The organism is Actinomycetospora sp. CA-053990, from assembly GCF_050948445.1.
Classification (GTDB): Bacteria; Actinomycetota; Actinomycetes; order Mycobacteriales; family Pseudonocardiaceae; genus Actinomycetospora; species Actinomycetospora callitridis.
The window spans coordinates 396,550-415,441 of sequence record NZ_CP192043.1 but is presented as its reverse complement, the minus strand read 5'-3'; the positions used below and the strand labels follow the sequence as shown (position 1 = coordinate 415,441).

Genomic DNA, 18,892 nt, shown 5'->3' with positions numbered 1-18,892 from the left:
GGTCGGGATGCAGCCGACCGGCGACGACGTCGCGGGTGACCTCGTGGTCACCCGCGACGTCGTGCTGTCCGCCGCCGATCTGCACTGGCGCTTCTCCCGCGCGGGTGGACCCGGCGGTCAGGGCGTGAACACCACCGACTCGCGGGTCGAGCTCTCGGTGGACCTGCGCTCGGTGGAACCGGCGGGGGCGCCGTTGCGTGACGAGGACCGCACCCGGCTCCTCGACCGGCTCGCCGGGCGCCTGCACGACGGTGTCCTCACCGTCGTCGCGTCCGACGACCGCTCCCAGCGACGCAACCGCCGCGCCGCACGCCAGCGCCTGGCCGCGATCCTGCGGGACGCCCTGGCGCCGCCCCCGCCCGCCCGTCGTCCCACGTCACCGTCCCGTTCCGCCCGCCGCAGGCGCCTGGAGGCCAAGCGCCGGCAGGGCGCGGTGAAGGAACTGCGCCGCCGGCCGAGCGGAGAGTGACCCCCAACGGGGGAACGCGTTGAGTACCGCGGGCGGTCAGGGGGAAGACCGGGCCGAGAAGTGATCAGCGGGCGGCGCGCCGTGGAGCGCGGCGCACACCCGGTGACGTGGCACGATGACCGACCTCAGCACCCGCTCGCCGTCCCCACCCCGAGCGACCGACCCACGCAGGAGCGCCCGTGACCCGCCCCGAGCAGCCGGCCAGCGGCTCGTCCGCCCCGCCGGTCGTGCCCTCGATCCCCCTGAACGCCGAGCCCGTCCGGCAGGACGGCGACGCCTCCGTCGGCTCGCTGGTCAAGGAGGTCACGACCCACGTCTCGACCCTCGTGCGCGCCGAGGTCGAGCTGGCCAAGACCGAGATCACCGCCGAGGTCAAGAAGGGCGTGCAGGGCAGCGTCTTCTTCGTCGTCGCCGGCGTGATCGCGCTGTTCAGCCTGTTCTTCCTCTTCATCGCGGTGTCCGAGGCCTTCAACCTCATCTGGCCGACCCAGCAGTGGGCGGGCTACGCCGTGACGTTCGGGCTGATGATCCTCGTCGCGGGCATCCTGGGCCTCCTCGGCTACCTCAAGGTCCGCAAGATCAAGGCGCCGGAGCGGACGATCGAGACCGCGAAGGAGTCGGTCGAGGTCCTGCGCCGCGGCCGCGCCGACGCCGCCTGAGCACCCACCTGAGCACTGCCGCAGGGTCCGCCGTCGAGATCCCCGGGCCCTGGACCCACCGCACCATCTCGGCGAACGGCGTGCAGCTGCACGTCGCGGAGGCGGGCCCGGAGTCCGGGCCGCTGGTGCTCCTGCTCCACGGCTTCCCCGGGTTCTGGTGGGCCTGGCGCCACCAGCTCCCGGCCCTCGCGACCGCCGGGTACCGGGTCGCCGCGGCCGACCTGCGCGGCTACGGCGAATCCGACCGCCCGCCCCGCGGTTACGACCTGTGGACCCTGGCCGGTGACGCCGCCGGCCTCGTCCGTTCGCTGGGGGCGCGCGAGGCGACGATCGTCGGCGCCGGGTGGGGCGGCGCGGTCGCCTGGACGCTCGCGACGCTGCGCCCCGGCGTCGTCTCCCGGATCGCGGCCGTCGCGGCGCCGCACCCCGGGCCGTGCGCGCCGCCGCCCGTCGTCGTCCGTGGGGGCCGGCGGTCCGGGTCGTCGCGGGGCTCCAGCCACCGCGCCTGCCCGAGCGCCGGCTCCGGCGGGACGACGCCGCCTGGGTCGCCGATCTGCTGCGCGCGGGCTCGGGCGACGGGTGGGCGTCGGCGCCGGAGTTCGCCGAGGTCGCCGACCGCCACCGCGCCGCGATGCTGACCCCCCGCGTCTCGCACACGGCGCTGGAGGGCTTCCGCTGGTGCGTGCGCTCGCAGTTCCGGCCCGACGGGGCCCGCTACGCGGCCGCGATGGCCCGCCGCGTGACGGTGCCGGTACTCCAGATCCACGGCGAGGCCGATCCCTGGGTGCCCGACCGCGTCGCCCGTGCCTCGGCGCGCTGGTGCGACGCGGGGCACGTGCACCGGACGCTCAGCGGGGTGGGGCACTTCCCGCACCAGGAGGCGCCCCAGCACGTCACCGACGCGCTGCTGGACTTCCTGGACGAGTGATCGTGGGGGCTTTGCTGACGGTGAACGTCAGCATGGCCCCCATGCTGGCGCGGAGCCGACACCCACCTACGCCGCGCACGACCCCGTGCTCACGCGGCCGGTGGCGCCCGGGGAGGCGTCGAGGGCCGGGCGCACCTGGTCGGCGGTGAGCACGAAGCCGGTGTCGCCCTGGTCCACCGCCGCACCGAAGACGACGCCGATGACGCGGCCCTGGGGGTCGACCAGCGGGCCGCCGGAGTTCCCCGACCGCACCTGCCCGCGGATCGTGTAGACGTCGCGGGTGACGGTCTCGCTCTCGTAGATGTTCGGGCCGCGCAGCTGGATGCGCTGGCGCACCTTCGCCGGCGAGGACGAGAACGGCCCGTCGAGCGGGTAGCCGAGCGCCACGGCGTTGTCGCCGGTCTCGGCGCCCGCGAAGTCGAAGTCCAGCGGGTCCGCGTCGAGCCCGGGCACCGCGAGCACGGCGACGTCGACCTCGTCGTCGTAATAGACGACGCGGGCCGCGCGGGTGCGGGAGTCGCCGTCCGAGGTCGGGACCTCGACCGACACCTCGTCGGTGCCCGCCACCACGTGCGCGTTGGTCATGACCCGGTCCTCGCCGACGACGAACCCGGTGCCCTCGAGCGCCCGCTGGCACGACGGCGCGCGCCCACGCACCTTGAGCACGCTGGCGCGGGCCTGCTGCACCACGGGGTCCTCGACGAGCGCCTGCTCCGGCGGGGGCACCTCGGCGATCGGGGTGGACGAGAAGGGGCTCAGGACGTCCGGGAAGCCCGAGGCGTCGAACAGGGCCCGCAGCTCGGAGGGCAACGCGCGCAGCGGGGCGGGCATCACCGAGTCGACGCCGGCCAGCACCCGCGAGTCGCGCAGCGAGGACGCGAGCGCCGTCTCCGAGGAGCTCGCCAGCGGCAGCGCGATCAGCCAGGCGACGATGAGCGCGGTGATCGCCTGCAGCACCGAGCCGAAGGCCGAGTCGACGGTGCGCACGGCCGGCAGGCGCATCCGGTCGCGCAGCGCGCGCCCGAGGTAGACCCCGAGCGTCTCGCCCAGGGCGACGAGCGCGACGACCAGCAGGACGCTGACGACGATCTTCGACGTCGTCCCCTCGAAGTTGTCGACCAGCGCAGGGGCGATCTTCAGCCCCAGCAGCGCGCCGCCGAGCACGCCGAGGAAGCTCAGCGCCGCGACGGCGAGACCATGGCGCCAGCCCGAGATGCCCGCGGCGATCGCGAGCAACACGACGACGACATCGACCCAGCTCACCGGATCGGACCTCCTTCGGCGGCCGCGTCCGGCCTGCTCGGCGCTGGGTGCCCAGAGCTCGCGGGGTGCACAGACGTCCCTGCAGTGGTCCCTGCGCTCAGGTCGTGCCGCTGCGCCCACACCTCGTCGAGGTCACGCACATCGGAACGGTCCCAGGGTCTCGCCCACCCGGCCAGGGTGAGCATCCAGTCCACCAGGCCCGCCGTGAAGCCCCAGACGAGCAGTCCTCCTGCGGCGAACGCGGGACCCACGTACCCGGATGGGCCGGTCACGAGGAACCGCGCCGCCGGATCGGTGAGCGCGGCGACCGGCACGCGGACCACCGCGGCGGTCTCGCCCGGGTCGACGACCCGTACGGGTACGGGCCGCGCCCAGTGCGCGAGCACGGGCGTCACGGCGAAGCCGGTGACCGGGATCGTCAGCGGAGGCAGCGTCACCAGGGGGACGACACCGTCGGGATCGAGGCCGGTCTCCTCGTTCGCCTCGCGCAGCGCGGCGGCGACGGGCCCGGCGTCGGTGGGGTCGATCGTCCCGCCGGGGAACGCGGCCTGGCCCGCGTGCGCGCGCATCTCGGCGGCGCGCTCGGTGAGCAGCAGCTCGGGCGCGTCGCCCGGGCCGGCGAACAGCATGAGCACCGCGGCGCTGCGCCCGTTCGGCGCCGTCCCGGCGATACGCCGCCGGAACGGCACGTCGTCGGGCCCGAGGCGCCGGCACGCCGCGACGAGCGGGGCGAGCCAGTCGGGGGCGGCCTCGGGATGGGTGCCGGAGTCGGTGCCGGAGTCCGTGTCGGTCATCCGGCACCGCCCCGGGCGGCGTCGACGGCGGCGCGCACCTGCTCGGGGGTGCGCAGCACCTGGGGCGGGATGTCGACCACGGAGCCGTCGGCGCGCACGAGCACGCTCGCGGGCAGGATCGGGGGCGCGCCGAGCTTCGGCCCGACGACCTGCGCGGGGTCGCTCACCGACGGGTAGCGGGCGCCGAGGCTCTCCATCAGCGCGAGGGCGGTCGTCGTGCGGTCCGCGGCGTCGACGCCCAGCACCGCCACCGCGCCCGGCTGTGCCGTGTAGGCCGCCAGCGCGGGGATCTCGTCGCGGCACGGCGCGCACCAGGACGCCCAGAGGTTCACCAGCGTGTCCCGCCCGGCCAGGGCCGTGGCGAGGTCGACCGGACCCGGCGCGCCGAGGCACTCCAGCGTCACGCCCGAGAGCGCCGCGACGGGCGCCGCGCCCGGCACCGGCTCCGGGCAGGGGGCCAGCGCCGCCGACGCGCGGGCGGAGGCGACGGCGGCGGGGTCGTCGCTGCCGGCGGCGGGGGCGGGCTGGAGCACGGAGCTCGGGTCGGTGGCGGGGAGCCCAGCAGACCCAGCCCCCGTGTCCCGGGGCCACAGCGCGATCACACCGACCACGGCCAGCACCACGACCACGAGGGTGGCCCGGACCTCGGCGCGGGTCACCGCTCGAGGCCGACGAGGGACAGCAGGTGGTCGGCGTCCGGCCCCTTGATCAGCTTGGCGGCCTTCACGGGGTCGGTCTCGCCGGTCTCCGACGACGGGCAGTCGCGACGCAGCGTGCAGGCCCCGCAGGCCGGCTTCTTGGCGTGGCAGACGCGGCGGCCGTGGAAGATCAACCGGTGGGAGAGCATCGTCCAGTCCTTGCGCGGGATGAGCTCGCCCACCTCCTTCTCCACCTGCACCGGGTCCTCGGACGTCGTCCAGCCGAAGCGGCGGGCCAGGCGCCCGAAGTGTGTGTCGACGGTGATGCCGGGGACGCCGAAGGCGTTGCCGAGCACGACGTTGGCCGTCTTGCGCCCGACACCGGGGAGGGTGACGAGGTCCTCCAGGCGCCCGGGGACGACGCCGTCGTAGCGCTCGACGAGCGCCGCGCCGAGCTTCGTCACCGACTCGGCCTTCGCCCGGAAGAAGCCGGTCGGGCGCAGGATCTCCTCGAGCTCCGTGCGGTCCGCGCCGGCGTACGCGGCCGCGTCCGGGTAGCGGGCGAACAGACCCGGGGTGACGCGGTTGACCGTCACGTCGGTGGTCTGCGCGGACAGCACGGTGGCGACGAGCAGCTCGAGCGGCGAGGTGAAGTCCAGCTCGGCGTGCGCGTCGGGGTGGGCGATCGCGAGATCGCGGTCCATCCGTCGCGCCCGCCGCACCAGGGCGAGACGGCTCTCCTCGCCCGTGGCGCGCGCAGCCCTGCTCACCCACCCAGGGTAGGACGCGGCTCTGCGCCGGAGGTCGGGGGCACGGCGCCCACGACACGCCGGGGCGACCCCGATGCCCGACGGCGTTCACCGGTGCGCGACGATGCGCAGACCATGACCGCCTGGCTCGCCATCCTCATCCCGCTGCTGGTGATGGTCTTCGCGCTCGGTATGGAGCGTCTCGAGACCCGCCTGCGCTCCGGCACCGTGCGCGAGGACGAGGTCGAGGACTTCCTCGAGCGCGCCCGGCCCGACGAGGTCAAGGCGCTGTTCCGTCAGGGGATCGGCGGAGCCCTCCAGATGTTCCGGCTCCGCAACCTCGGCAAACGGGGCGGGCCCCGGCGAACCAAGGAACGGGCCTGACGCTCACGCACGGCAGCGACGCCGCCGGATCTCTGGACTATGATGGTCCGATCGGGGGAACAGGGACCGTGAAATCGGCGATCAGCCCCGATGCGGTGAGTTCCAAGGTGTCGCGTGGCGTGATCACGGCGAGGGACGTGACTATGCTGCGGCGAACGTGACTGGTGACACAGAGGTGCGGACGGGGGTCGGTGACCCGATGGACGCGCGCGGTAGAGCGAGAGTCGTTGAGGAGCGGACGGTGGACGAGGTACTGGCGCGGGCCGGGATCTTCCAGGGGGTGGACCCCGCCGCCATCGAGGTGCTCACGGAGTCCCTCGAGCGCGTGGAGTTCCCACGCGGCACGGTGATCTTCAACGAGGGCGAGCCCGGCGATCGGCTCTACATCGTCTCGACCGGCAAGGTGAAGATCGGCCGGCGGTCACCGGACGGTCGCGAGAACCTGCTGTCGATCTTCGGGCCGTCCGACATGTTCGGCGAGCTCTCGATCTTCGACCCGGGCCCGCGGACCTCCACCGCCACGACGGTCACCGACGTGCGCGCCTACACGATGGACCGCAACGCGCTCCGCGAGTGGATCGCCCAGCGACCCGAGATCGCCGAGCAGCTGCTGCGCGTCGTGGCCCGGCGCCTGCGCCGCACCAACAACCTGCTCGCCGACCTCATCTTCACCGACGTCCCGGGCCGCGTGGCCAAGGCGCTGCTGCAGCTCGCGCAGCGCTTCGGGTCGCAGGAGGCCGGTCTGCTGCGCGTCACCCACGACCTCACGCAGGAGGAGATCGCCCAGCTCGTCGGCGCCTCCCGCGAGACGGTCAACAAGGCGCTCGCCGACTTCGCCGCCCGCGGCTGGCTGCGCCTCGAGGGCAAGAGCGTGCTGATCCTCGAGCCGGACCGCCTGGCGCGACGGGCCCGCTAGTCCACCCTGCGCAGGTGCTCGAGCTGCGCGGCCACCGACTGGTCGGCCGCCGGCCAGAGCTTCTCGTCGACGTCCGCGTAGACGATCTCCACGACCTGACGGGGCGTGGGCTCGGGCCCGAGCTCGTCCAGCGCCGCGCGCACCTGGTCGAGCCGCTGCTCGCGGTGCTGCAGGTACTGGCGGGCGGTCTCGCCGGCGTCGGCGAGGTCCGGCCCGTGCCCCGGCAGGAGCGTGGTGCCCTCGGGGAGCTCGGCGAGCCGGCGCAGCGAGTCGAGGTAGTCGGTGAGCGCGCCCTCGTAGTCCCCGAGCACGGTGGTGCCGCGACCCAGGACGGTGTCACCGGTCAGGACGCTGCCGTCGTCGTCGACCACCAGGCACAGCGAGTCGTCGGTGTGCCCCGGCGTCACCAGGACGCGCAGGTCGAGCCCGGCCACGCCCAGGCGTTCGCCCGCGGCGAGGCCTTCGGCGCCGAGGGTCAGCGTCGGGTCGAGCGCACGGACCGGGGCGGAGACCCGCTCGGCGAACGTCCGCGCGGCCTCGGTGTGGTCGAGGTGCCGGTGGGTCAGCACCACGAGCTCGACGGGCCCGCAGGCCTCGAGTCGGTCGAGGTGCGCCGGGTCCTCCGGGCCGGGGTCGACGACGACACAGCCGGCCTGCCCCGGTGCCCGCAGGATCCAGGTGTTGGTGCCGTCCAGCGTCATCGGTGACGGGTTCTCCGCCAGGACCACCGCCGCGGCCTCCGTGACGGGCCTCAGGAGCCCGTAGGCAGGGTGCGCCGGTGACGCGCCTGCGGGGCCCGGGACGGGACGGCCGCTCATCGGTCCACCCCGAACGCGTGCGACGGGACGACGAGGCCGACGCGCTCGCCGTCGGGCCGGAAGCTCGGGGTCACGGGCTCCGGGCGTCGCCCCGCGGCGGCGTCGAGGAGTCCGGCGGCGGAGTCGGCGGCGGCGAGCTCGCTGAGCACCGCCCAGGTCGGCGGCATCAGCGCCCGCACGCCGTCCTCCCACTCGTGGAGCGCCTGCGCGGGCGCGCACCAGCCGGCCCCGACGGCCTCGGTGGTCGCGCCGTCGGGCTCCTGGCCGTCGGGCACCCCGGCGACGAAGAAGGCGGTGTCGTAGCGGCGCGGCATCCCCTCCGGCGTGACCCAGCGGGCCCAGGGCCGCAGCGCCGCGGCCTCGACGTGCCCCACGACGTCCCGCAGGCCGGTCTCGCGCGCGACCAGGCGCTCCCGCGTCCCGGCGGCCGGCGGCGCGGCTCCTCCGAGCAGCACGCCGGTCTCCTCGTAGGTCTCGCGCACGGCACACGCGATCAGCGCCGCGGCGGCGTCCGGCGCCGTGTCCCAGCTGCGCGCGGCGTCCTCGGCCGCGTCGGCGTCGACCAGGCCCTCGGCCAGCGCCTCCCGGTCGGCCGCGTCGAGCCCGCCGCCCGGGAAGACCGACATGCCCGCGGCGAACGCCATCTCGGCGGCCCGCTCGAGCAGGAACACCTCGACGCCCGGTCCGGCGGCCGCGTCGCGCACGAGCACCACCGACGCCGCCAGCCGCAGCTCGCCCGCCGGCCGGCTGCCGATCTTGTCGAAGGCGGGCCGGTCCATCCCGAACCGCGGGGGCAGGTCGACGAGGTCGGTGGTCACGCGGGGCACCCTAGGCGGCGGAACGGGACGGCAGCGCGACGAAGGAGCGATGTCGGGCCGTCTCCTCGTCGCCGGGACGGTTCAGGCGCCCGGCGACGCCCCGTCCTCGCCGTCGTGATCGCGGCGACGGGGCAGACCGTGGCCGTTGACGGGACGGTGCCCGTTGCTCCCCCCGGGTCCGGGCCGCGGTGGCCCCGGCGGGCGACCCGGTCCCGGGTGCGGGCCCGTGGGGCGCGGCCGGGGTGCCGTGGCGTCCTCGGACCCCGGCGGGGGCGCCACGGGGCGGCCCGTCAGCGGGTCGGGCGCGTCAGCCTCGAGACGCTCGCGGGAGGCCAGCTCCTCGTGCAGGCGGGCGAGCAGCTCCCGTTCGCGGTCGGAGAGCTGGGAGTCGACGGAGTCGGGACCGGAGGAGCCCACCGGGGCCGCGGGCGACGGCGGCGTGGAGGGCGCGGGTGTCTCGGCGGGACGCTGGACCGGCCCGGTCACCGCGTCCCCGGAGGCGTCGGGGCGCTCGGAGCCGTGGTGGTGGCCGTTGGTGCGCGCCGGCGGGGTCGGCGAAGGCGGACCGGGGTGTCGACGACGGGCGCCTCGAACTCACCGGTCTCGCTGCGGCTGTGCCGGGCTCGCCGGACGCGCGCCTCCCCGTTCGCCCCGGGCAGGTCGACGCCGTTCGTGGCGGGCACGTCGACGCCGGTGGGCGGGGTCGCCGGGGCGGCGACGGCGGGGAACTCGCCGGTGGCGGCGTCCGGGTCGACCGACGGCCCGGCCGGTGCCGGACCGGCGAGCGGGTCGTCGGGACCGAAGCTGACCCCGAGCGACGTCTCGGCCCACGAGGAGATGGGGTGCTCGTCGGAGAGGATCTCGTCGGGCGGCGGGGTGCGCCACAGCGCCGCGATGCGCTCCGCGGTCGCCTCCGGGTCGAGGTCGACCGGCGCGGGCTCCTCGGGGGCGACCGTCTCGGACTCCGCCGGGGCCTCGGGCTCCGGGGCGTCGGCCTCGACGTCATGGGTCCGGGCGCGCTCGCGCTCGAGCGGGTCGGGGCCCGCGGCGGCGACGATGCGGTACTGCTCGTCGCCGGACCGCTCCTCGGCGGGCTCGGCGGGCCGGCGCTCGTCGGCGTCGTCGGGGCCGGTCACCGTGAGGAACGACGGCGGGCCCGCCGACGCCGCGGACACCGGCACGCCGAACGGCGGCACCTCGTCGTCGTCACGGCGGCTCGAGGGGCCGGGCGACGGGCGGGGCGCCCCGACGGGCGGGCCCAGTGGCGCGGTCTCGGACGCCGAGGACAACGGAGCCGACGGCGCGGCGGCGCCGAGCGGGCGTGCCACGCGGACGGCCGCCCGGTGGTAGGCGGGCAGCTCGGCGCCGGCGGCGAAGACCTCGACCGACACCGCACCCAGCTCGCGGGCGGCGTGCGCGACGTGGTGCGCGACGTGCTCGCAGTCGTCGGCGGAGTGGGTCTCCACCAGCACCACACGGTGTGGCACGGGACCCGGTGCGGACCCGGCCGGGGTGGTGCGCCAGCACTGGCGCACGCGCTGGACCCCGGGCAGCCGCGCGGCGGCGCGGGCAACGGCCTCGCCGGCGTCGCGGGACGAGCCGGGCGCCCGCGCGGAGGCCGGCGGGTCGGGCGTGAACCGGTGCTCCTCGCGCCGGTCGGCCTCGGGGTCTCGCGGCAGGACGTCGACGAGCTCCGGGTCGACGCGCGACGCGGCGAACCAGCGCCCGAGCACCGCGTGCTCGCGCGCCGTGACCCCGGCGCCGGCGGCCAGCAGGCAGCCGCCGAGCAGCTCCGCGGCCGCGGCGTCGTCCTCCACGGCGACCAGCTCGCGCACCGAGGACAGGGCGTCGTCGTCGATCCGCCCCGCCAGCGAGAGCAGCACCTCGTGGCGCCCGCCCTGGTCGGGGCGGGCGGTCGGGGGCGTGCCGGGGCGGGGATCGCGGCCGCCGCGTGCCGCGGGAGCCCCGGGGCCGCGAGCGGGCGGGGGTCCGCTCTCCGGCCGTCCCTCGGACGTCGAGGCGGCCGGCGGCGCGGCGGGCTCGTCGGCAGGGGTCTCGGCCGGCACCTCGTCCGGACGGATCTCGTTCACGAACCCGTCGGAGGGCTCGGCGTCGTCGTGATCGACCTCAGCCGCAGCCGGAGAGTCCACGAGTTCCACGGCGTCCTCGTCGACCGGGACCTCCGCCCGGTCGCCCGCCATGTGGTGCCCCGTTCCCTCGGTCCAGGCCGAGTGCTCGACACGGTCGTCGTCGGCGAGGTCGCCGACGACCTCGGCCCGCACGACATCCGGCACGTCGGCGGCCGGGATGTCGTCCACGACCTCCATGCCGGCGCCGACCGGCTCGAGGCCGGCCCGCAGGCGGCGACGCTCGGCGACGCGGCGCCAGGCGGCCAGCGCGACCGGGTCGCGGTCGGGGCGGTCGCCGGCGCTGTCGTCACGGACCGACCAGGGCGGCAGGTTGGCGAGATCCCCGGCCCCGCCGGCGAGGCCGGCGAGGTCGGCGGCGAAGCCCTGGAAGCCGAGCCGGCTGATCCGGGGATAGTCGTCGGCGCGGCGTCGGGCGAGCCCCGCGGACGCGTCGGGGTCGGCCGGACGCGAGCCGTCCAGGTCAGGTCCGGCCAGGTCAGGTCCGGCCAGGTCGGGTCCGGCCACGTCGCCCGGCAGACCGAGACGCTCCGGGCGCTCCTCACCGGTCATGTCGCGCTCAGCCATGGCCCACCAGCTCCCCGGCCTCCGCGCCGAGCCCGGCACGGGCGGGCGGGACGCGGTCGGTGCCGCGGCGCCACAGCACCTCGGCCGCGGCGAGCGCGGCCCGGTGGTACGGCGTGGGGACGATGGTCGGGGCGAGCACCTCGACGCACGGGTCGGACTCGCCCCGGGCACGCAGCGCGCGCTGCAGCGCCCCGGTCAGGGCCGCCCGGCCGCCGGTGGAGGCGTCCGCCGGACCGTCGACGATCACCACGCGCACCGGCGCCCCCGACCCGTGGCGCCAGGCACGGCGGACCGCGGTGACGCCGCCGGCCACGGGCGCGAGGGCGCGGAGCACCAGGTCGGTGTCGTCCCACCCGGGCCCGCGGCCCGGCTCGACGAAGCCTGCGGTCGGCTCGGGCGCCGCGTCGACGTGCAGCACGGCGTCGACCAGCCGCGCCGGCCCGCCCCAGGCGAGCACGGCCGTGCGCAGACGGGCGCGCTCGTCCTCGGAGACACCGATGCGGTGGCGCAGGAGAGCCCGCGGGAGCGCGGTGCGCAGGGCGACGTGGGCGCCGCTGGACAACCAGTCGCGCAGACGCCACAGCAGGCGGTCCGGCAGCCGGCCGGCCATCGCCAGCAGGACGTCGTGGCACGCCTGCTCGGCCTCGTCGGCCGACGAGGAGACGGTCCCGTTCTGGTCCACGCTCTGTGCTCCGATCCACCCTGCGGCGATCCGACCGGGCCGCCCGTGGTGTCGGACGGTCCGGAACCCAGCTCACGTGAGGTCGACGACGACCTCAACCTCGACCGGGGCCCCCAGCGGCAGCGCCGCCACTCCGATCGCCGAGCGGGCGTGCTCGCCCGCTTGACCGAAAACGGCACCCAGGAACTCGGACGCCCCGTTGACCACCTGCGGCTGACCGCCGAACCCGGGGGCGGACGCCACGTAGCCGACGACCTTGACCACGGACCGGATCGCCTCGAGCCCCACGAGGGCGTCGATGGCCGCCAGCGCGTTGAGCGCGGCGATCCGGGCGTAGGCCGCGGCGTCGTCCGGGTCGACGTCGGCGCCGACCAGCCCGGTGGCCGGTAGCTCCCCGCCGACGAGCGGCAGCTGCCCCGAGGTCCAGACCTGGTCGCCCGTCCGGCGGGCGGGCACGTAGACGCCCTTGGGCGCGGCCACCGCCGGGAGCTCGAGCCCGAGCTCCTGCAGCCGCTCCCGGGGCCCGGTCACGCCCGCGGCTTCTTCAGATAGGCCACGAGCTGCTCACCGGTGGGCCCGGGCAGCACGGTGACCAGCTCCCAGCCGTCCTCACCCCACTGGTCGAGGATCTGCTTGGTGGCGTGGGTCAGCAACGGAACCGTCGCGTACTCCCACTTCACGGCATCCGCACTCATACGGGCGAGGGTAGAGACCGCACCCGACACCGCTGTGACCCGGACCCCGTCCGCACCGCCCGCGATCGCGCAGGACCGGGCCTAGGGTGGACGTCGTGACCGATCAGCGCTGGCCCGCCGCCCTCGCCGAGGCCCGGCTCCACGTGGTGAGCGGCAAGGGCGGCACGGGCAAGACGACGCTCGCCGCCGCACTGGCCCTCGCGCTCGCCGCGGGCGGGCGACGCACCCTGCTCGTCGAGGTGGAGGGCCGGCAGGGCATCGCCCAGGTCTTCGACACCCCGCCGCTGCCGTACGCCGAGCAGCGCATCGCCGTCGCCCCCGACGGCGGCGAGGTCCGCGGGCTGTCGGTGGACGCCGAGGCGGCCCTGCTCGAGTACCTCGAGATGTTCTACAACCTCGGCCTCGCCGGCCGGACGCTGCGGCGGATGGGCGCGATCGAGTTCGCGACCACGCTGGCGCCGGGTCTCCGTGACGTGCTGCTGTCCGGCAAGGTCAAGGAGTGCGTCGGGCGCACCGTCGGCGAGGACCGCCGTGGGGGACGCCGGGTGCCGCTCTACGACGCCGTCGTGCTCGACGCGCCGCCCACCGGACGCATCGTGAAGTTCCTCGACGTCACCAAGGCGATGGGCTCGCTCGCGCGCACCGGCCCCATCCACACGCAGAGCGAGGGCGTGGTGGAGCTCCTGCACTCCTCGCGCACCGCGATCCACCTCGTCACCCAGCTCGAGGACCTGCCCGTGCAGGAGACGCTCGACACCGTCGACGAGCTCGCCGAGGCCGGCCTGCCCACCGGGGCGGTGCTGGTCAACCGCATCCGCCCCTCCCGCCTGCCCGCCACGGCGCTGACCGGGGCGGCGACGGGCGCGGGGCTGGGCTCCGGGCTGCGCTCGGGGCTGGAGGCCGCCGGGCTGTTCCTGAAGGACGAGGAGGTGGACGGGCTGGTCAGCGAGACCGTCGAGCACGCCGAGCGGGTGCAGATCGAGTCGGCGGTGCGCTCACGCCTCACCGCCGCCGGCCTGCCCCAGCTGGAGCTGCCCGAGCTCACCGAGGGCGTCGACCTCGGCGGCATCTACGAGCTGGCCGAGCTGCTGCGCGAGCAGGGAGTGCGCTGATGGCCGCCGATCGAGCCGACGCCCGCGCCGGACGACCCCGCCACCTCGACCTCGACGGGCTGCTCGCCGACCGCGACACCAAGGTGCTCGTCTGCTGCGGCTCGGGCGGGGTCGGCAAGACCACCACCGCCGCCGCGCTGGCCCTGCGGGCCGCCGAGCAGGGACGCCGGGTGGTCGTGCTGACCATCGACCCGGCCCGCAGGCTCGCGCAGTCGCTGGGCCTCGAGGAGCTCGACAACGAGCCCCGGAACGTGCCCGGCGCGCTGCGCAACACCGCCGACCGGGGTGACGGCGAGCTGCAGGCGATGATGCTGGACATGCGCCGGACCTTCGACGAGATGGTCTCCGGCCACACCACGCCCGACCGCGCGCAGGCGATCTTCGACAACCCCTTCTACCAGACCATCTCCACCTCGTTCTCCGGAACGCAGGAGTACATGGCCATGGAGAAGCTGGGCCAGCTCTCCAGCACCGGCCTCTGGGACCTCATCGTCGTCGACACCCCGCCGTCGCGGTCCGCGCTGGACTTCCTCGACGCCCCGCAGCGGCTCTCGTCGTTCCTCGACGGGCGCATGATCCGGCTGCTCTCGGCGCCGGCGCGCGCCGGCGGCAGCGCCCTGCGCAAGATCGTCGGCTCGACGTTCAGCCTGTTCGCCAAGGCCGTCTCGACGATCCTCGGCGGCCAGATGCTGGCCGACGCGTCGGCGTTCGTGCAGGCCTTCGACACGCTCTTCGGCGGCTTCCAGGAGCGCGCGAACGCGACCTATCAGCTGCTGCGGGCCCCGGGCACCTCGTTCGTCGTCGTGGCCGCCCCGGAGCCCGACGCCCTGCGCGAGGCGAGCTACTTCGTCGAGCGCCTGTCGTCGGAGCGCATGCCGCTCGCCGGCCTCGTGCTCAACCGCACCCACCCGGTGCACGCGACGCTGTCCGGCGCGCGGGCCCGGGAGGGCGCCGAGACCCTGGAGTCGGCGCGCGGCGACGAGCTGGCCGCGGCCGTGCTGCGCCTGCACGCCGACCGCGTCGAGACCGCCGAGCGGGAGCGCCGCGTCCTCGGGCGCTTCACCCGGGCGCACCCCACGGTGCCGATCATCGACGTGCCCGCCATGAGCACCGACGTGCACGACCTCGACGGTCTGCGCGAGATCGGGCGCCGCCTGGCGTCCTAGCCGACGTGGCGCTGCGTCCCGCCCGCGGCGGGACGGGCCGGCGCCGGGGGCGCGGCGGGGCGGGCCGGCGCGCTGCGGCGCGTGCGGGCGGGCGCGTCCGGGTCGGCCGGCGGGCTCGCGAGCGCCGCCCGGCGGGCCGACTCGAGCAGGGCCGCCCACGAGATCACGTCGGGCCGGCGCTTGAGCAGGGCCCGGCGCTCGCGTTCGGTCATCCCACCCCACACGCCGAACCGGATGCGGTTGTCCAGCGCGTGCGCGAGGCACTCCGTGCGCACCGGGCAGGCCTTGCACACCTCGCGGGCGTCCCGCTGCTGCGCGCCCTGGACGAACAAGGTCTCCGGGTCGTCGTCGCGGCAGCGCGCGGAGTGCCGCCAGTCGAACGAGGTCGCCGAGCTCGCCGTCACGAACGGCACCGACTCACCTGTCACGTCGTGTCCCCACCCTCGTGTCCCCGTGCGGGCGCCTCGTCCGCGGACACACCTCCCCGCAGGTGCGCCACACGTGCGCGCGCCGGATCCGTCCCCGGGCGCGCCCTGCCCGTCACTGGGGTCTGACGCACTGTATGGGCGCACGGTTCCCGTCACAACGGGATCCGCGCAGCACCGCTGCACCGCACCGCCGCCCGACCGCCGCGCGGCACCCGACGCGCGGGCCGCGCCGACAGGTCGTTCACGCCCCACCGCGTACCCTCACCGTCGTGGCGAGGGGCGAACGGAACATCGGTGCGAAGGTGCGACCGATCACGAAGCTCCTGGCGATCTGCCTGGTGGCGGGCGTGATCGTCGCGGGCATGACCTTCCCCTTCGCGGGCGCGATGGGGCTGATCTCCAACGACGCCAGCGACACGGTCAACGCCACGTCGTCGGACCTCGCGGCCGGCCAGCTGCCCGGGGTCTCGACCGTCACCGACAACCAGGGCGCGCCGATCGCCTACCTCTACGAACAGAACCGCACGCCGGTCTCGCTGCAGCAGATGTCGCCCGCCATGCGCGGCGCGATCGTCGCGATCGAGGACCGCCGGTTCTACGAGCACGACGGCGTCGACTGGACCGGCACGCTGCGGGCGCTGGTGACCAACCAGACCGCCGGCTCCACGCAGCAGGGCGCCTCGACGCTCACGCAGCAGTACATCAAGAACTACCAGCTCTACGTCACGGCGCAGACCGAGTCGGAGCGCCTCGAGGCCACCGAGCCGACCTACGCCCGCAAGCTGCGTGAGGTGCGCGTCGCCCTGCAGCTCGAGCGCCAGCTCGCGTCCGGGCGCACCAAGCAGGAGGCCAAGGACGAGGTCCTCGAGCGGTACCTCAACATCGTCTTCCTGGGCAACAACTCCTACGGCGTGGCCGCGGCGGCGCGCACGTACTTCAACACCACGCCCGAGCGGCTCACGGTGCCGCAGGCCGCGCTGCTCGCCGGCATGGTGCAGTCGACCACCCAGTTCGACCCGACCCGCCACCCGCAGGCCGCCACCGGCCGGCGCAACGAGGTCATCAACCAGATGCTGGGCCAGGGCATGATCACCCAGCAGCAGGCGCAGGAGGCGGTCGCCGCCCCGCTCGGCATCGTCGAGCCGCTGGCCACGCCGCCCAACGGGTGCATCGGCGCGGGCAACGCCGCGTTCTTCTGCAAGTACGTCGTCGACTACCTCGGCGAGTCCGGCATCTCGGCCGAGCAGATCAACCGCGGCGGCTACACGATCCGCACCACGCTCGACCGCAACGCCATGAACCTGATGCAGACGGCCCTCAACGACGAGGTCCCGCCCGATCAGCGCAACGTCGCGGACACCATGGCCAACATCCAACCGGGGCGGGACAAGCACCGCGTGGTGGCCATGGGCGCGAACCGCGTGTTCGGCGTCGACGGCGACGCCCTGCAGACGAGCTACGGGCTGCCCTGGGAACCCGTGAACCTCGGCGCGGGCTCGGTCTACAAGGTGTTCACCGCCGCGGCGGCCCTGGAGAAGGGCCTCGGCATCAACTACCAGATGGACATCCCGCCGGACGGCTACGCGTCGCCGATCTACCGCGACGGCAGCGGCAACCCGTTCCCGGTGCGCAACGCCAGCCCGGCCCCGCCGCGACTGAGCATGACCGACGCGCTCGCCACCTCGCCGAACACCGGCTTCGTGAAGCTCATGGAGTACACCGGGGTTCCGCCGGTGGTGGACATGGCCGTGCGCCTCGGCATGCGCTCGCTCGCCGAGCCGGGCCCCGACGGCGTGTCGATCGCCGACACGGTGCGCGAGCAGAACCAGGGCTCGTTCACCCTCGGTGTCACGCCGACGAGCGTGCTCGAGCTCGCCAACTCCGGCGCCACCCTCGCCTCGGGCGGCATGTACTGCCCGCCGACGCCCATCGAGTCGGTCACCGACGCGTCGGGCTCGCCCGTGCCGGTCTCGGAGCAGCCCTGCGAGCAGGTCGTCGACCCCGCGTTGGCCGACACGCTGATGAGCGGGCTGGCCAAGGACGACCAGCCGGGCGGCACGTCGAACGCCGCGGCGACGTCCCAGGGCTGGAACCGCCCGATGGCCGGCAAGACCGGCACGACGCAGCAGAACAAGTCGGCCGCGTTCCTCGGCTTCACCCAGCAGTACTCGGGCGCGGTGATCGTCTTCGACGACTCGTCGTCCCCCCGCGGTCTGTGCGACAGCGGCGGCGACAACCCGCCGTTCCCCTGCGGTGACCCCAACATCTTCGGTGGCAAGACACCCGCGCTGACCTGGTACAAGGCGATGAACCCGCTCTTCGCGCCGCTCCCGGTGGCCCAGCTGCCCCCGACGAGCCCGCGCTACCTGCAGGGCGGCAGCAACGAGCAGGTGCCCGAGGTCGTCGGCGACCAGGTCGACGAGGCCACCGAGGAGCTGCGCGACGCCGGCTTCCAGGTGGCGCAGACGCAGGTGGGCAACCGCGCCCCGGCCGGCACGGTCGTCGGGCAGAACCCGCGGGGCTCGATCCTCCCCGACCAGGTCGTGACGCTGCAGGTCTCCAACGGGACCGTGCCCTCGCCCCCGACGCCGCCGAGCGGCCCGCCACCCCTGGCGGGGGGCACGAACACCGGAGCGACGGGAGGCGGCGGATGAGCGGGACGACGATCGCGGGGACGGCCCTGCGCGCCGCCGCGGGCGTGACCGCCGCCGGGGCCCTCGGGCTGGGCTACGCGGTCGGGGTCGAGCGGCACTGGTTCGCGCTGCGCCGGGCCCGCCTCGAGGTCCTCGACCCCGTCACCGCGGCCGGCCGGACGCTGCGCGTGCTGCACGTCAGCGACCTGCACCTGCGGCCCGGCCAGCGCCTCGAGCAGCGGTTCGTCGAGGGGCTCGCGGAGCTCGAGCCGGACCTCGTGGTGAACACCGGCGACAACCTCTCCCACCGGCGCGCGGTGCCCGAGGTGCTGCGCGCGCTGGGGGGCCTGCTCGACAAGCCCGGCGTCGTGGTCTGGGGCAGCAACGACTACCACGGGCCGAAGCCGAAGAACCCCGCGCACTACCTGTTCAACCCCCAGCACCGGGTCCTCGGACCCGAGCTGCCGTGGCGCGACCTGCGTGCCGCGTTCCTCGAGCACGGCTGGCTCGACGCCACCCACGCCCGGCACACGCTCACCGTCGACGGGCTCCGCCTCGCGATCGGCGGCGTCGACGACCCGCACATCGGCCGCGACGACTACGACCGCATCGCCGGCCCGGCCGACGGGCCGTACGACCTGCGCCTGGGGCTCACCCACTCCCCCGAGCCCCGGGTGCTCGACGCGTTCGCCGCCGACGGCTACGACCTCGTCCTCGCGGGCCACACCCACGGTGGCCAGCTGCGGCTGCCCGGCTACGGCGCGATCATCACCAACTGCGGTGTCGACCGCTCCCGCGCCCGCGGCGCCTCGCGCTGGGGCTCCCACATGCGACTGCACGTCTCCGCCGGTCTCGGCACCTCGCCGTACGCCCCGGCGCGGTTCTCGTGCCGGCCCGAGGCCACCCTGCTCGAGCTCGTGCCCCGTCCCACCCCGACCTCCTCGCCGCCGGCCACCGCCGTCGAGGGCGGGGGGCGGCCCCCGTCCGCCCGGTCGGGGGCCAACGGGTAGAGTTCCGACTGCGCGA

General features: G+C 75.5%; 21 protein-coding genes and 1 pseudogene. 10 read left to right on the top strand and 12 right to left on the bottom strand.

What is annotated here, in order from left to right; genetic code table 11:
- Positions 1-7: 7 nt before the first annotated feature.
- The 4 genes from arfB to ACQPYN_RS02060 all read left to right on the top strand — a co-directional run bounded on the left by arfB (position 8) and on the right by ACQPYN_RS02060 (position 2,056).
- Positions 8-469 carry an alternative ribosome rescue aminoacyl-tRNA hydrolase ArfB gene (gene arfB, locus ACQPYN_RS02075; RefSeq protein ID WP_433032757.1) on the top strand — a complete coding sequence of 154 codons (462 nt, stop codon included), beginning with the start codon at positions 8-10 and terminating at the stop codon, positions 467-469.
- 179 nt (positions 470-648) lie between these two features.
- Positions 649-1,128, top strand: a complete 480-nt coding sequence (locus ACQPYN_RS02070) for a phage holin family protein (protein ID WP_433032754.1) — start codon at positions 649-651, stop codon at positions 1,126-1,128.
- An 80-nt stretch (positions 1,129-1,208) separates the two neighbouring features.
- Entirely contained in the window at positions 1,209-1,766 is a 558-nt protein-coding gene (locus ACQPYN_RS02065) for an alpha/beta fold hydrolase (RefSeq protein ID WP_433032751.1), read from the top strand.
- On the top strand, positions 1,760-2,056 hold the full coding sequence (locus tag ACQPYN_RS02060) for an alpha/beta fold hydrolase (RefSeq protein WP_433032748.1): 297 nt from the start codon (positions 1,760-1,762) through the stop codon (positions 2,054-2,056). The genes ACQPYN_RS02065 and ACQPYN_RS02060 overlap by 7 nt, the downstream gene beginning before the upstream one ends.
- A 66-nt stretch (positions 2,057-2,122) precedes the next feature.
- Here the strand turns inward: ACQPYN_RS02060 and ACQPYN_RS02055 are convergent, their stop codons facing one another.
- Genes ACQPYN_RS02055 through nth form a run of 4 tightly spaced genes read right to left on the bottom strand, consistent with a single transcriptional unit; the run spans position 2,123 to position 5,455 of the window.
- On the bottom strand, positions 2,123-3,319 hold the full coding sequence (locus tag ACQPYN_RS02055; protein ID WP_433032745.1) for a MarP family serine protease: 1,197 nt from the start codon (positions 3,317-3,319) through the stop codon (positions 2,123-2,125).
- Entirely contained in the window at positions 3,316-4,113 is a 798-nt protein-coding gene (locus ACQPYN_RS02050; RefSeq protein WP_433032742.1) for an NUDIX hydrolase, read from the bottom strand. The genes ACQPYN_RS02055 and ACQPYN_RS02050 overlap by 4 nt, the downstream gene beginning before the upstream one ends.
- On the bottom strand, positions 4,110-4,772 hold the full coding sequence (locus tag ACQPYN_RS02045; RefSeq protein ID WP_433032739.1) for a TlpA family protein disulfide reductase: 663 nt from the start codon (positions 4,770-4,772) through the stop codon (positions 4,110-4,112). The genes ACQPYN_RS02050 and ACQPYN_RS02045 overlap by 4 nt, the downstream gene beginning before the upstream one ends.
- The gene (nth, locus tag ACQPYN_RS02040; protein ID WP_433038672.1) at positions 4,769-5,455 is read right to left on the bottom strand and encodes an endonuclease III; all 687 of its coding nucleotides are present in this window, start codon (positions 5,453-5,455) and stop codon (positions 4,769-4,771) included. Before nth ends, ACQPYN_RS02045 begins: the two co-directional genes overlap by 4 nt.
- A 180-nt stretch (positions 5,456-5,635) precedes the next feature.
- Here nth and ACQPYN_RS02035 point away from each other — a divergent pair, with 180 nt between their 5' ends.
- Together ACQPYN_RS02035 and ACQPYN_RS02030 are read left to right on the top strand one after the other, a co-directional pair.
- Positions 5,636-5,884 (top strand): hypothetical protein, encoded by a 249-nt coding sequence (locus tag ACQPYN_RS02035; RefSeq protein ID WP_274188638.1) that lies wholly within the window; start codon positions 5,636-5,638, stop codon positions 5,882-5,884.
- Between the two features lie 241 nt (positions 5,885-6,125).
- Positions 6,126-6,800, top strand: a complete 675-nt coding sequence (locus tag ACQPYN_RS02030) for a Crp/Fnr family transcriptional regulator (RefSeq protein WP_116708603.1) — start codon at positions 6,126-6,128, stop codon at positions 6,798-6,800.
- Here the strand turns inward: ACQPYN_RS02030 and ACQPYN_RS02025 are convergent.
- From ACQPYN_RS02025 to ACQPYN_RS01995, 7 genes are all read right to left on the bottom strand, one after another.
- Complete coding sequence (locus tag ACQPYN_RS02025; RefSeq protein WP_433032735.1) at positions 6,797-7,618, bottom strand: MBL fold metallo-hydrolase; 822 nt, start codon at positions 7,616-7,618, stop codon at positions 6,797-6,799. The genes ACQPYN_RS02030 and ACQPYN_RS02025 overlap by 4 nt on opposite strands.
- Complete coding sequence (locus ACQPYN_RS02020; RefSeq protein WP_433032732.1) at positions 7,615-8,436, bottom strand: NUDIX hydrolase; 822 nt, start codon at positions 8,434-8,436, stop codon at positions 7,615-7,617. The genes ACQPYN_RS02025 and ACQPYN_RS02020 overlap by 4 nt, the downstream gene beginning before the upstream one ends.
- 81 nt (positions 8,437-8,517) lie before the next feature.
- Positions 8,518-8,922, bottom strand: a complete 405-nt coding sequence (locus ACQPYN_RS02015) for a hypothetical protein (RefSeq protein WP_433032730.1) — start codon at positions 8,920-8,922, stop codon at positions 8,518-8,520.
- Positions 8,919-11,150, bottom strand: coding sequence for a hypothetical protein (locus ACQPYN_RS02010; protein ID WP_433032727.1), 2,232 nt, complete (start codon positions 11,148-11,150; stop codon positions 8,919-8,921). The genes ACQPYN_RS02015 and ACQPYN_RS02010 overlap by 4 nt, the downstream gene beginning before the upstream one ends.
- Positions 11,143-11,832, bottom strand: coding sequence for a hypothetical protein (locus ACQPYN_RS02005; RefSeq protein ID WP_433032725.1), 690 nt, complete (start codon positions 11,830-11,832; stop codon positions 11,143-11,145). The genes ACQPYN_RS02010 and ACQPYN_RS02005 overlap by 8 nt, the downstream gene beginning before the upstream one ends.
- A gap of 72 nt (positions 11,833-11,904) precedes the next feature.
- Positions 11,905-12,363, bottom strand: coding sequence for a RidA family protein (locus ACQPYN_RS02000; protein WP_433032723.1), 459 nt, complete (start codon positions 12,361-12,363; stop codon positions 11,905-11,907).
- Entirely contained in the window at positions 12,360-12,527 is a 168-nt protein-coding gene (locus ACQPYN_RS01995) for a DUF4177 domain-containing protein (protein ID WP_274188644.1), read from the bottom strand. The genes ACQPYN_RS02000 and ACQPYN_RS01995 overlap by 4 nt, the downstream gene beginning before the upstream one ends.
- Before the next feature lie 95 nt (positions 12,528-12,622).
- Here ACQPYN_RS01995 and ACQPYN_RS01990 point away from each other — a divergent pair, with 95 nt between their 5' ends.
- Together ACQPYN_RS01990 and ACQPYN_RS01985 are read left to right on the top strand one after the other, a co-directional pair.
- The gene (locus ACQPYN_RS01990; protein WP_274197262.1) at positions 12,623-13,639 is read left to right on the top strand and encodes an ArsA-related P-loop ATPase; all 1,017 of its coding nucleotides are present in this window, start codon (positions 12,623-12,625) and stop codon (positions 13,637-13,639) included.
- A complete protein-coding gene (locus ACQPYN_RS01985) occupies positions 13,639-14,805 on the top strand; it encodes an ArsA family ATPase (RefSeq protein WP_433032718.1) in 1,167 nt (388 codons plus the stop codon). Before ACQPYN_RS01990 ends, ACQPYN_RS01985 begins: the two co-directional genes overlap by 1 nt.
- A gap of 128 nt (positions 14,806-14,933) precedes the next feature.
- Here ACQPYN_RS01985 and ACQPYN_RS01980 read toward each other — a convergent pair.
- Positions 14,934-15,209, bottom strand: a pseudogene (locus ACQPYN_RS01980) (WhiB family transcriptional regulator); the annotation flags it as partial.
- 293 nt (positions 15,210-15,502) lie between these two features.
- Here ACQPYN_RS01980 and ACQPYN_RS01975 point away from each other — a divergent pair.
- Both ACQPYN_RS01975 and ACQPYN_RS01970 read left to right on the top strand, forming a co-directional pair.
- A complete protein-coding gene (locus tag ACQPYN_RS01975) occupies positions 15,503-17,887 on the top strand; it encodes a penicillin-binding protein (RefSeq protein WP_433032715.1) in 2,385 nt (794 codons plus the stop codon).
- The gene (locus tag ACQPYN_RS01970; protein ID WP_433032712.1) at positions 17,884-18,876 is read left to right on the top strand and encodes a metallophosphoesterase; all 993 of its coding nucleotides are present in this window, start codon (positions 17,884-17,886) and stop codon (positions 18,874-18,876) included. The genes ACQPYN_RS01975 and ACQPYN_RS01970 overlap by 4 nt, the downstream gene beginning before the upstream one ends.
- Positions 18,877-18,892 lie beyond the last annotated feature (16 nt).